Genomic DNA, 13,068 nt, shown 5'->3' on the forward strand with positions numbered 1-13,068 from the left:
GCCGCCCCATGCCGTCACTTTCCAGTCCCCGTTCCTCCCCGCCCGCCAGGCGCAGATGGCTCCCGCTGCGCTATCTGCTGTCCGTCCTGGTCCTGGTCGCCACGCTCGCGATGCTCATGCTGCGCGGGCACGTGCACAACGAGATCCTCGCGGACTTCCGCGTGCGGCCCGAGGCGGCCAACGACAAGGTGCCCGAAGCGGTCCTCGAGGGCGGTCCGGTCATCGACACCCGTGGCGGCCGCACCGGCAGCCTGCGGGTGCCGGACCACCGCATCGTCCTCACCTTCGACGACGGCCCGGACCCCACCTGGACGCCGAAGGTCCTCGACATCCTCAAGAAGCACCGCGCGCACGCCGTCTTCTTCGTCACCGGCACCATGACCTCCCGCTACCCGGACCTGGTCAAGCGCGTGGTCGACGAGGGGCACGAGGTCGGCCTGCACACCTTCAACCATCCCGACCTGTCGTACCACTCCGAGCGGCGCGTCGACTGGGAGCTCTCCCAGGGCCAGCTCGCGCTGGCCGGAGCGGCCGGCATCCGCAGCTCCCTGTTCCGGCCGCCGTACTCCTCGTTCGCCGACGCCATGGACGACAGGTCCTGGCCGGTGACCGAGTACATCGGCGGCCGGGGCTACCTGACCGTCCTCAACGACACCGACAGCGAGGACTGGCGCAGGCCCGGCGTGGACGAGATCGTCCGCCGGGCGACGCCCGAGGGCGGCAAGGGCGCGATCGTCCTGATGCACGACTCCGGCGGCGACCGCCACCAGACGGTCCAGGCGCTGGACGAGTTCCTGCCCCGGCTGCAGGAGCGCGGCTACCGGTTCCAGAACCTCACCGAGGCACTGGACGCGCCGAGCGCCGGCACCCCGGTCACGGGCCTCGACCTCTGGAAGGGCAAGGCCTGGATCTTCCTGGTGCAGGCGTCGGAGCGGGCCACCGGCGCGCTGGTCGTGTGCCTCGCGGTCATCGGCACCCTGGTACTCGCCCGCTTCGGCGGGATGCTGCTGCTGTCCGCGGTGCACGCCCGCCGCACCCGCCGGCGCGGATTCCGCTGGGGCCCGCGGCCCGTCACGGAACCCGTGTCGGTGCTGGTGCCGGCCTACAACGAGGCCAAGTGCATCGAGAACACGGTCCGTTCGCTGATGCGCAGCGAGCACCCCATCGAGGTCCTCGTCATCGACGACGGCTCCACCGACGGCACGGCCCGCATCGTCGAAGGGCTGGGACTGCCCAACGTACGGGTGATCCGCCAGCTCAACGCGGGCAAGCCCGCCGCCCTCAACCGCGGTATGGCGAACGCCCGGTACGACCTGATCGTGATGATGGACGGCGACACCGTCTTCGAGCCGGCCACGGTCGGCGAACTGGTGCAGCCCTTCGCCGACCCCCGGGTCGGCGCCGTCGCCGGCAACGCCAAGGTCGGCAACAAGGACACCCTCATCGGCGCCTGGCAGCACATCGAGTACGTGATGGGCTTCAACCTCGACCGCCGGATGTACGACGTCCTGCGCTGCATGCCGACCATCCCGGGCGCGGTCGGGGCCTTCCGCCGCTCGGCCCTGGAACGGGTCGGCGGCATGAGCGACGACACCCTCGCCGAGGACACCGACATCACCATGGCGATGCACCGCGACGGCTGGCGCGTGGTGTACGCCGAGAAGGCCCGGGCCTGGACCGAGGCCCCGGAGTCCGTCCAGCAGTTGTGGTCCCAGCGCTACCGCTGGTCGTACGGCACCATGCAGGCGATCTGGAAGCACCGCCGTGCCGTCGTCGAACGCGGTCCCTCCGGGCGCTTCGGCCGGGTCGGCCTGCCGCTCGTGTCCCTGTTCATGGTCGTGGCCCCGCTCCTGGCCCCGCTCATCGACATCTTCCTCGTCTACGGCCTGGTCTTCGGGCCCACCGAGAAGACGGTCGTGGCATGGCTGGGCGTCCTCGCCGTACAGGCCGCCTGCGCGGCCTACGCCTTCGCCCTCGACCGGGAACCGCTGACGCCGCTGATCTCGCTGCCCCTGCAGCAGATCCTCTACCGCCAGCTCATGTACGTCGTGCTGCTCCAGTCCTGGATCACCGCGCTCACCGGCGGCCGCCTGCGCTGGCAGAAGCTGCGGCGCAACGGCGGTGTGTCGGCCCCGCCGACCGCGTCCGTCCCCGACCGGCGGGCGATGGACGGGAGGCCGGCCTGATGACGACGCCGCCCTTCGGCTCCGTGCCGCGGCCGGGCGCGGAGCCGCCCGGGGCTCCCCACGGGCCCTTCGCCGCACGGCCGCCCCGACCGGCCCCTCCGCTCGCCCCGTCGGCGCCCTTCCCGACGACGACCCAGGAAGCCCCAGCAGTGACCGTACCCACCCTCCCGTCCGGCACGGACGAGCCGACCCGGCCCGCCGAGCCCGAGCAGCGCCGGGCCCCGGCGCGCGACCGGTACTTCGACCTGCTGCGCGCCGTCGCGCTCTTCCGGGTGGTCTTCTACCACCTGATGGGCTGGGCCTGGCTGCCGGTGGTGTTCCCGTCCATGGGCGTGATGTTCGCCCTGGCCGGCAACCTCATGGCCCGCTCCCTCAAGCGCCCGGCGGCGCAGGTCGTCCGGAGCCGCCTGCGCCGCCTCCTGCCGCCCCTGTGGCTGCTCGGCGCCCTCGGCGTGACCGGCATGGTGCTGCAGGGCTGGAGCCCGGGCGACGACGGACACCCCGGCTGGTGGTGGCTGCACCTCGGCTTCTGGATCCTGCCGCTGAGCGACCCGCCCTACGCCGAGGGCCTGCGCGGCATCCACGGCGTCCTCGGCGAGGACTGGGGAGGCGAACTCGCGGGCCCGCTCTGGTACATCCGCGCCTACCTCTGGTTCGTCCTGCTGTCCCCGTTCCTGCTGAAGGCGCTGCGGGCGCTGCCCTGGGCGACGGTCCTGTCGCCGATCGCGCTCTCCGCGGCCTTCGAGTTCGGCTACCTCAACCTGCCCGGCGAGCGCATCCCCTCCGCCCTCACGGACTTCAGCACCTTCGGCGCCTGCTGGATCCTGGGCATGGCGCACCAGGAGGGCGTGCTCCGGCGCATGCCCCGCTACGTCGTCCCGTCCGTCGCTCCGGCCATCGCGGTCCTGGGCCTCTGGTACGCCCTGACGCACGGCTTCAGGGAGGGGCACGACCTGGACGACATCCCGTTCGCGCAGTCCCTGTGGTCCTTCGCCACCGTGCTGCTGCTCCTGCACGTGAGCCCCTCGTGGACGGACTGGCCCCGCTGGCTGCGCCCCTTCGACCGGCTGATCACCCTGCTCAACTCCAGAGCGGTGACGATCTACCTCTGGCACAACCTCTGCATCCTCGTCGCCGCCACCCTGTGGGACCAGCTCTGGCAGTTCGACGTGATGTACCTGCACTTCTCCTGGCTGCTGGAGAGCCCCTGGCCGGTGCTGGCGATCACCTGGATGTTCATCGCGAGCTGCGTCGTCTGGTTCGGCTGGATGGAGGACATCGCGGCCAAGCGCGCACCACGGCTGTGGCCGGACGGCTCGGCGCCGAGGAACCGCGGGCTCCGCGCCGGGGCGCACCGGGGCTGACGGGTTTTCGCCGGACCGGCCCTCACGGCCCGCCCGCGCGGTGAGTGAGAGCGAAGTTCCCTACCGGTCACCCACAGCCACAGCCAGGAAACGCGCCCTCCCTACCGTCGGGACTCATCACCGCGAACCACCGAGTCCCGGAGCACCGTGGAGGCGTCATGACAGGTCCGGACCCAATCCGTCGCAGCGGTCGCTGGATCGAGCACTGGGATCCCGAGGACGAGGGGTTCTGGAGGGCGACCGGGGAGCGGGTCGCCCGGCGGAACCTGTGGTTCTCCGTGCTGTCCGAGCACATCGGGTTCTCGGTCTGGACCCTGTGGTCCGTGCTCGTGCTCTTCATGGGGCCCGAGTACGGACTCACCCCCGCCGACAAGTTCCTGCTGACCTCCGTGGTCACGCTGGTCGGCGCGGTCGTGCGGGTGCCGTACACGTTCGCCGTCGCCGTCTTCGGCGGGCGCAACTGGACGATCGTCTCGGCGAGCCTGCTGCTCGTCCCGACGGTCGCCGCGTTCGCGGTGATGGAGCCGGGGACCTCCTTCTCCACCTTCCTGCTGGTCGGACTGCTGGCCGGCATCGGCGGCGGCAACTTCGCCTCCTCGATGACCAACATCAACGCCTTCTTCCCGCTGCGCCGCAAGGGGTGGGCGCTCGGGCTGAACGCCGGGGGCGGGAACATCGGCGTGCCGGTCATCCAGCTGATCGCCCTCGCGATCATCGGGGCGAGCGGCGGGCCGCGGGTGCTGCTCGGGATCTACATCCCGCTGATCGTGGTCGCCGCCGTCCTCGCCGCGCTCTTCATGGACAACCTCGCCGCGGTGAAGAACGACACCGGCGCCGCCAGGGACGCGGCGAGGGACGGCCACACCTGGATCATGGCCTTCCTCTACGTCGGCACCTTCGGCTCGTTCATCGGCTACAGCTTCGCCTTCGGGCAGGTGCTGACCAACCAGTTCGGGCGCACCCCGCTGCAGGCCGCGTACCTCACCTTCATCGGCCCGCTGCTCGGCTCCCTGATCAGGCCCGTCGGCGGATGGCTCGCCGACCGGTACGGCGGGGCGCGGATCACCCTGTGGAACTACGTCGGCATGGCCGCCGCCACCGCCGTCCTGGTCGTGGCGAGCATGGCGAAGTCGCTGGCGCTGTTCGTGCCGGTCTTCGTGGTGCTCTTCGTGCTCAGCGGGCTCGGCAACGGGTCGACGTACAAGATGATCCCCGGCATCTTCCAGGCCAAGGCCCTGGCCGGGGGACTCACGGGGGAGGCGGCGGCCGCCCACGGGCGGCGGCTGTCCGGGGCCGCCATGGGGCTCATCGGGGCCGTCGGCGCGCTCGGCGGGGTCGGCATCAACCTGGCCTTCCGCCAGTCCTTCCTGTCCTACGGCTCCGGCACCGGCGCCTTCGTCGCCTTCCTCGTCTTCTACGGCGCCTGCTTCGCGGTGACCTGGGCCGTATACCTTCGCGGTCCGGCCACCCGGGCCGTACCCACCGCCGCCGCCGAGACGAAGCCGCAGCTCAGCTACGCCGAGGTGTGACGTAACACCGCGGACATCGAGCCGAACCGAGCCTGTCACGCGCCGTTGACAGGCTCGTTCGGCATGCGGGTCAGCTAGGAGAGCCATGGACGACGAACAGCAGCACCCCGAACACGGACCCCTCGCCGGGTTCACCGTCGGCGTCACCGCCGCGCGCCGGGCCGAGGAGCTGGGCGCGCTGCTCCAGCGGCGCGGCGCCGTCGTGCTGCACGCGCCCGCCCTGCGCATCGTGCCGCTCGCCGACGACGGCGAACTGCTCGCCTCCACCAAGGAGCTCATCGACCAGGCGCCGGACGTCGTGGTGGCCACCACCGCGATCGGCTTCCGGGGCTGGATCGAGGCCGCCGACGGATGGGGGCTCGGGCAGCCGCTGCTGGAGCGCCTGCGAGGCGTCGAACTGCTGGCCCGCGGGCCCAAGGTGAAGGGCGCGGTGCGGGCGGCGGGGCTGACCGAGTCGTGGTCGCCGACGAGCGAGTCCATGGCCGAGGTGCTGGACCGGCTCCTGGAGGAGGGCGTCGACGGGCGCCGGATCGCCGTGCAGTTGCACGGGGAGCCGCTGCCGGGGTTCGTGGAGGCGCTGCGGGCCGGGGGAGCGGAGGTCGTCCCGGTGCCGGTGTACCGGTGGATGCCGCCGGAGGACATCGGCCCCGTCGACCGGCTGCTGGACGCCGTCGCCGCGCGCGCGGTGGACGCGCTCACCTTCACCAGCGCGCCCGCCGCCGCGTCCCTGCTGGCGAGGGCCGAGGAGCGCGGGCTGCTCGACGAGGTGCTGGCCGCGCTCGGCCATGACGTCCTGCCCGCCTGCGTGGGGCCGGTGACCGCGCTGCCGTTGCAGGCGCGGGGCGTGGACACGGTGCAGCCGGAGCGGTTCCGGCTCGGGCCGCTCGTGCAGCTGCTGTGCCAGGAACTGCCCGCGCGCGCCCGGGCCTTGCCCGTCGCCGGGCGCCGGGTGGAGATCCGGGGGCACGCGGTGCTGGTGGACGGGGAGCTGAAGCCCGTGCCGCCGGCGGGCATGTCGCTGCTGCGGGCGCTGGCACGGCGGCCGGGCTGGGTGGTGGCCCGCGCCGAACTGCTGCGGGCGCTGCCGGGCGCGGGACGCGACGAGCACGCGGTGGAGACGGCGATGGCCCGGCTGCGCACGGCCCTCGGCGCCCCGAAGCTGATCCAGACGGTGGTCAAGCGGGGCTACCGGCTGGCGCTCGACCCGGCCGCGGACGCCAAGTACGCGGACGACTGAGGCGGGGCGGGACCCGGTTCCGCCGGGGAAGCCGCCGCGAAGACCGTCCGAAGGGTTCCGCGCGCCGGGCGGCACGGGCACTGTGAAGGGGAGCGACGCAACTGTTCCCCTGTCCTAGGCGGTGGCAGGCACATGACGCTGAGTACGGCCCCGGCCCCGAACGAGCCGCGGTTCGACGCCGGTCGGATCTGCCTGGACCTCCTCGCGACCGCGTATCCGGCCGAACGGCTGGACTCCGTCCGGTCGTTGCGGGTCTGGATCCACGGTGCCGCACTGGTGCCGCCCGGCACCCCGCTGGAGCACGCCGACGCCTCCTGGCCGCAGCGGTTCCGGGAACTGCGCGCGGACGTCGAGCAGTTGCTGCGCGGCACCGCGGCCGCGGACCCCCGGCCGTACGACGGCGCGCTCGGCCGGCTCAACGAGGCCGCCCGCGCCGCGCTCCCGGTCCCGTGCGCGGTGCGCCGCGCGGACGGCGTCCTGGAGCGCGAACTGGCCCGGGCGCCCGAGTGCGCGGCGCTGCTGGCGCTCCTGGCGCGGGACGCCGTGGAGCTGCTCACCGACCCCGTGGCGCGGGCCGCGGTCCGCGAGTGCGAGGGCGACAACTGCCCCCTGGTGTACCTGGACACGTCCCGCGGACGCCGGCGGCGCTGGTGCTCGAGCGAGGTCTGCGGCAACCGGGAGCGGGTGGCCCGGCACCGGCGACGGGCGGCGCTCGCCCGGGCCTGACCGCCCGTTACAACCCTTCCGCCGGATAACCGAGGAAACTCCCCTGGCGCGGGTCGAGTGATTTGCGTAACAGCCGGTTTGCCGGTCCCTGCGCACGGGCAGCGCGGACCGCCCCGGCGATGTGTCGGAAATGTGGACACCGCGCGGTGGGAATGTGTGCGCATGTCCCGGTCGTGACGTCACTCCCGGGAAAACCGTCACTTCCGTTTGAACGGTGGGCCGCCCCTGTCCGTACGGGTGGGCGAGCGACCGACTGGGGGAACCCCCGGACACCGGAGGTGGGCGTGCGCAAGGATGCGGCCGTGGCCAATGAACGTGGATCGAGGGCCCGACATCGCATGTCCTCACAGCCCTCGGAACCTGATGAGGAGCTGATGCGTGCGCTGTACCGCGAGCACGCCGGACCTCTGCTCGCGTACGTCCTCAGGCTGGTCGCCGGAGACCGGCAGCGCGCCGAGGACGTCGTGCAGGAGACGCTCATCCGTGCCTGGAAGAACGCCGGTCAGCTCAATCGGGCGACCGGTTCGGTACGCCCCTGGCTGGTGACGGTCGCGCGCCGCATCGTCATCGACGGCCACCGCAGCCGGCAGGCCCGGCCGCAGGAGGTCGATCCGTCGCCGCTGGAGGTCATCCCCGCGGAGGACGAGATCGACAAGGCGCTGTGGCTGATGACGCTGTCCGACGCGCTCGACGACCTGACCCCGGCGCACCGGGAGGTCCTCGTCGAGACGTACTTCAAGGGACGTACGGTCAATGAGGCGGCCCAGACGCTGGGCATCCCGAGCGGCACGGTGCGCTCCCGGGTGTTCTACGCCCTGCGGTCGATGAAGCTGGCACTGGAGGAGCGGGGGGTGACGGCGTGATGAGCGGTGGATTCCGAGGAATGCAAGGATTCGGCCCGGGTGGTCCGGGTATTTCTGGACCCATGAGCCCCAGCGAGGGATCTTCGGTGCCGAGCGAGCACGAGACCGTGGGCGCCTACGCCCTCGGTCTGCTCGACGACGCCGAGGCGACCGCTTTCGAGGCGCATCTCGCCACGTGCGAGTGGTGCGCCCAGCAACTGGACGAGCTGGCCGGGATGGAGCCGATGCTGGCCGCGCTGGCCGATCTGCCGGGTTCCGGCAGCACCCCGGCGATCGGCGAGTCGCTGTCCGCCAGGCCGAGCCCGCGGCTGGTGGAGAAGCTGGTCGACGAGGTCTCCGAACGCCGTGCGCGAAAGCGGCGCAAGGGCTTCTACCTGGTGGCGGCCGCCGCCGCGCTGGTCATCGGCGGCCCGGTGGCCGTCATGGCGGTGAACGCGGGCGGCGACTCGGGGCAGACGGCCACGCCGCTCGCGGCCACCGCCCAGACCACGTTCCAGCAGCTTCCGGACAAGGTCAGCGGGAGCGACAGCACGACCGGCGCCAGCGCGACCGTCGCCATGGGCGAGAAGGACTGGGGCACCTCGGCCGTCCTGGAGCTCAAGGGCGTGAAGGGGCCGCTCAAGTGCTCGTTGGTTGCCGTCGGCAACAACGGCGACCGCCAGACCCTGGGTTCCTGGTCCGTCCCCAAGTGGGGCTACGGCATCCCGGACGCCAAGACCCCGGAGTCCCGCAAGCCGCTGTACATCGGCGGCGGCACCGCCCTGAAGCCCGACGAGATCGACCACTTCGAGGTGACCACCTTCGACGGCAAGAAGCTCGTGCAGGTGGATGCGTAGTCACGTAGCTTTGCCGGGTCCCCTTCGCGTACGGTTGACGGCTGCCCAGCACGTCAGAAGGGGGCCCGGTGGCCGCTCAGGTTCAGCAGTCCGCGGTCGGCTCGGTACACGGCGCACAGGACTCCGTGCGTGACCGAGAGATCAGCGTCGAGCAGGAACATCTGGACCGGGTGTACCGGCGCCTCGAGGAGAAGATCCACGAGGCCGAGTTCCTGATGAACGACGCCGCCCAGCGCGGCCAGGTCGGCACGCCGGGCGCACTGGCCGAGCGGGACGCCCAGGTCTTCCGGGCCGGCATCCATCTGAACCGGCTCAACAACGAGTTCGAGGACTTCCTCTTCGGGCGGATCGACCTGCTGCCCGGCAAGGACGGCAAGAAGGGCCCCGACGGCGCCTACACCGCGGTCGAGCCCGCCGAGGGCGCGGTACGGCCCGACAACACCGCCGACGTCGCCGAGACCCTGCACATCGGGCGGATCGGCGTGCTCGACGCGGACTACGCCCCGCTGGTCATCGACTGGCGGGCCCCGGCCGCCGCCCCCTTCTACCGGTCCACCCCCAGGGACCCCGGCCGGGTCGTGCGCCGCCGGGTCATCCGCTCCAAGGGCCGCCGGGTCCTCGGGGTCGAGGACGACCTGATGCGCCCCGAGCTGCGGGCGTTCCTCGACGGGCGGGAGCTGCCCGTCATCGGCGACGGCGCCCTGATGGCCGCCCTCGGCCAGGCCCGCAGCCACACCATGCGGGACATCGTCTCCTCCATCCAGGCCGAGCAGGACCTGGTCATCCGCGCCCCCGCCGCCTCCGTCACCTACGTCGAGGGCGGCCCGGGCACCGGCAAGACCGCGGTCGCCCTGCACCGTGCGGCGTATCTGCTCTACCAGGACCGCAGACGCTACGCGGGCGGCATCCTGATCGTCTCGCCGACCCCGCTGCTGGTGGCCTACACCGAGGGCGTGCTGCCCTCGCTCGGCGAGGAGGGCCAGGTCGCGATCCGCGCCATCGGCTCGCTCGTCGACGGGGTCGAGGCCACGCTGTACGACTCCCCGTCGGTGGCCCGCGCCAAGGGCTCGTACCGGATGCTGAAGGTGCTGCGGAAGGCCGCCCGCGGCGCCCTGGAGCTGAACGATTCTCCTGAGCGGCTCCGGGTCGTCGCCTTCGGGCGCCGCCTCGAACTCGAAGCCGGCGAACTGGCCCACATCCGCCGTACCGCCCTCGGCGGCACCGCCCCCGTCAACCTGCTGCGCCCGCGCGCCCGCAAGCTGCTCCTGGACGCCCTGTGGGCCAGGTCCGGCGCGGCCGGCCGGCACAGCGACCCGGAGCTGGCCGCCGAACTGCGCTCCTCCTTCGACGAGGACGTGTCCGGCGAGGACCCGTTCATCGCCTTCCTGGACGCCTGGTGGCCCGAGCTGACCCCGAAGGGGGTGCTCGACGCCATGGCGGACGAGAAGCGGCTCGGCCGCTGGGCCCGCCGGATCCTCAACCCCGGCGAGGTCCGCAAGGTCGCCCGCTCGCTGCGCCGGGAGGGCTTCTCGGTGCACGACACCGCCATGCTGGACGAGCTGCAGGCGATCCTCGGCGCCCCGGCCCGGCCGCGCAGGAAGCGCGAGCTGGACCCGCTGGACCAGCTCACCGGCCTGGAGGAGCTGATGCCGGTGCGCGAGGAGACCCAGCGCGAGCGCGCCGAGCGCCTCGCCCAGGAGCGCACCGAGTACGCGCACGTCATCGTGGACGAGGCCCAGGACCTCACGCCGATGCAGTGGCGGATGGTCGGCCGCCGCGGCCGGCACGCCACCTGGACGGTCGTCGGCGACCCGGCCCAGTCCTCCTGGTCCGACCCGGACGAGGCGGCCGAGGCCCGCGACGAGGCCCTCGGCACCCGCCCCCGGCGCCGCTTCCAGCTCACCGTCAACTACCGCAACCCCGCCGAGATCGCCGAGCTGGCCGCCAGGGTGCTCGCCCTGGCCATGCCGGGCTCCGAGGCGCCCTCGGCCGTACGGTCCACCGGGGTCGAGCCGCGCTTCGTGACGGCGGCCGACGCGTCGGGCGGGGCCGCCCGGGACGGTCTGGAGAGGACGGTCCGCGCGGAGTCCGAGCGGCTGCTGGGCCTCGTGGACGGCACGGTCGGGGTGGTCGTCGCCATGAACCGGCGCGAGGAGGCCCGACGCTGGCTGGCCGGGCTCGGCGACCGGGTGGTGGCGCTCGGCAGCCTGGAGGCCAAGGGGCTGGAGTACGACGCCACGGTCGTCGTCTCGCCGGCGGAGATCGCCGACGAGTCGCCGGCCGGCCTGCGGGTGCTGTACGTCGCGCTGACCAGGGCGACCCAGCAGCTCACCGTGGTCTCCGGCGAGCGGGACGAGCCGGACCCGGCGGGGGTGCCGGATCTGCTCAGGGACTGAATTCCGAAGAAGTCCCCGCGTCAGGAATGGCGTCCGGCATCCGTTTGTTAGCCTTGACGTGGCACCGGCCCGATCCAAGCCCCCGGGCCCAACCTTCGTCCCTCAGAGGGACCACTTGCCGCGAGGCGAGCATGGCGGGTCGGTGTCATGAACGTGAGAGAGGCCCACGTCCTGTGTGACGTGGGCCTCTTTATTTGCCCGATCAACTCTCGTATGGTGGAAGTTGTTTTCCAAAAGGGCGTGCCGTCGTGAACACAACGTCCGCAATCCGGGGCGACTACCACGTACTCGGTGGTAGGTGCGACGATCGGACGGCACTACACGCGACACGGTGAAAGCAGAGGAAGTCGGCCATGGCAACGGCGCCCAGCGTCTCCTACTCGATGACCATCCGGCTGGAGGTGCCCGCGAGCGGAACCGCAGTCTCGCAGCTCACCAACGCCGTGGAGTCCTCCGGAGGCTCGGTCACCGGCCTCGACGTCACCGCGTCCGGCCACGAGAAGCTCCGTATCGACGTCACCATCGCGGCCACCTCCACGGCCCACGCCGACGAGATCGTGGGCAAGCTCCGGGGCATCGAGGGCGTCACCCTCGGCAAGGTCTCCGACCGTACGTTCCTGATGCACCTCGGCGGCAAGATCGAGATGGCGTCCAAGCACCCCATCCGCAACCGTGACGACCTGTCGATGGTCTACACGCCCGGCGTGGCCCGCGTCTGCATGGCGATCGCCGAGAACCCCGAGGACGCCCGCCGCCTCACGATCAAGCGCAACTCCGTTGCGGTCGTGACGGACGGCTCCGCCGTGCTGGGCCTGGGCAACATCGGCCCGAAGGCCGCGCTGCCCGTGATGGAGGGCAAGGCGGCCCTCTTCAAGCGCTTCGCCGGCATCGACGCCTGGCCGATCTGCCTGGACACCCAGGACACCGACGCCATCGTCGAGATCGTCAAGGCGATCGCCCCCGGTTTCGCCGGCATCAACCTCGAGGACATCTCCGCCCCCCGCTGCTTCGAGATCGAGGCCCGGCTGCGCGAGGCCCTCGACATCCCCGTCTTCCACGACGACCAGCACGGCACCGCGATCGTCGTCCTCGCCGCCCTGACCAACGCGCTGCGCTGCACGGGCAAGGCGATCGAGAACATCCGGATCGTGATGTCCGGGGCCGGCGCGGCCGGTACCGCCATCCTCAAGCTGCTGATCGCCGCCGGCGCGAAGAACGCCGTGGTGGCCGACATCCGCGGTGTCGTCCACTCGGACCGCGACGACCTGGTGGACGCCCCGGCCGACTCGCCGCTGCGCTGGATCGCCGACAACACCAACCCCGAGAACCTCACCGGCACCCTGAAGGAGGCCGTGCGCGGCGCGGACGTCTTCATCGGCGTCTCGGCCCCGAACGTCCTCGACGGCGACGACGTGGCCGCCATGGCCGACGGCGCCATCGTGTTCGCGCTCGCGAACCCCGACCCCGAGGTCGACCCCGCGATCGCCCGGCAGACGGCCGCCGTCGTGGCCACCGGCCGCTCGGACTTCCCGAACCAGATCAACAACGTGCTGGTCTTCCCGGGTGTCTTCCGCGGCCTGCTGGACGCGCAGTCGCGTACCGTCAACACCGAGATGATGCTCGCCGCCGCGAAGGCGCTCGCCGACGTGGTGACCGAGGACGAGCTGAACCCCAACTACATCATTCCGAGCGTTTTCAACGACAAGGTCGCGGGCGCCGTGGCAGGCGCGGTGCGCGAGGCCGCCAAGGCGGTGGGCGCGGCGTCCTAGCCGCCGTACCGTATGGTGCAGGGGCTGTGAGGATGGACACGGCAGCCCCCCGCACCGGCGCGTCGCGGAACCCTCCACCGGCGGACGCCCTCTAGGGTGACGGCCGAGCAGGCGCTTCTCGTGTGACTCCCTAGGGTGTTCTCACGACTCCTACGGGTGCCG

General features: G+C 72.0%; 9 protein-coding genes. All 9 read left to right on the plus strand.

From position 1 onward, the window contains the following. Nucleotides 1-8 precede the first annotated feature (8 nt). The 9 genes from ACFYU0_RS34255 (at nt 9) to ACFYU0_RS34295 (ending at nt 12,906) form a co-directional block, all read left to right on the plus strand. Nucleotides 9-2,186: a glycosyltransferase gene (locus ACFYU0_RS34255; protein ID WP_389306264.1), complete on the plus strand. Its 2,178-nt coding sequence runs from the start codon at nt 9-11 to the stop codon at nt 2,184-2,186. Next, nucleotides 2,186-3,550: an acyltransferase gene (locus tag ACFYU0_RS34260; protein ID WP_389306266.1), complete on the plus strand. Its 1,365-nt coding sequence runs from the start codon at nt 2,186-2,188 to the stop codon at nt 3,548-3,550. The genes ACFYU0_RS34255 and ACFYU0_RS34260 overlap by 1 nt, the downstream gene beginning before the upstream one ends. 158 nt (nt 3,551-3,708) lie before the next feature. After that, nucleotides 3,709-5,079, plus strand: coding sequence for a nitrate/nitrite transporter (locus ACFYU0_RS34265; protein ID WP_389306268.1), 1,371 nt, complete (start codon nt 3,709-3,711; stop codon nt 5,077-5,079). 85 nt (nt 5,080-5,164) lie between these two features. Next, nucleotides 5,165-6,316, plus strand: a complete 1,152-nt coding sequence (locus ACFYU0_RS34270) for a uroporphyrinogen-III synthase (protein WP_351665303.1) — start codon at nt 5,165-5,167, stop codon at nt 6,314-6,316. 132 nt (nt 6,317-6,448) lie between these two features. Beyond that, a complete protein-coding gene (locus ACFYU0_RS34275) occupies nt 6,449-7,042 on the plus strand; it encodes a CGNR zinc finger domain-containing protein (protein WP_351665302.1) in 594 nt (197 codons plus the stop codon). 278 nt (nt 7,043-7,320) lie between these two features. After that, nucleotides 7,321-7,905, plus strand: a complete 585-nt coding sequence (locus tag ACFYU0_RS34280) for a sigma-70 family RNA polymerase sigma factor (protein WP_037932079.1) — start codon at nt 7,321-7,323, stop codon at nt 7,903-7,905. Between the two features lie 62 nt (nt 7,906-7,967). Continuing rightward, on the plus strand, nt 7,968-8,741 hold the full coding sequence (locus ACFYU0_RS34285; protein ID WP_389306271.1) for a zf-HC2 domain-containing protein: 774 nt from the start codon (nt 7,968-7,970) through the stop codon (nt 8,739-8,741). Nucleotides 8,742-8,809: 68 nt separating this feature from the next. Continuing rightward, nucleotides 8,810-11,137: a HelD family protein gene (locus ACFYU0_RS34290; RefSeq protein ID WP_389306273.1), complete on the plus strand. Its 2,328-nt coding sequence runs from the start codon at nt 8,810-8,812 to the stop codon at nt 11,135-11,137. A gap of 353 nt (nt 11,138-11,490) precedes the next feature. Next, a complete protein-coding gene (locus tag ACFYU0_RS34295) occupies nt 11,491-12,906 on the plus strand; it encodes an NAD-dependent malic enzyme (protein ID WP_351665299.1) in 1,416 nt (471 codons plus the stop codon). The last annotated feature ends 162 nt before the right edge of the window (nt 12,907-13,068 follow it).

Origin of the sequence: Streptomyces sp. NPDC003720 (genome assembly GCF_042875075.1) — a bacterium.
Classification (GTDB): domain Bacteria; phylum Actinomycetota; class Actinomycetes; order Streptomycetales; family Streptomycetaceae; genus Streptomyces.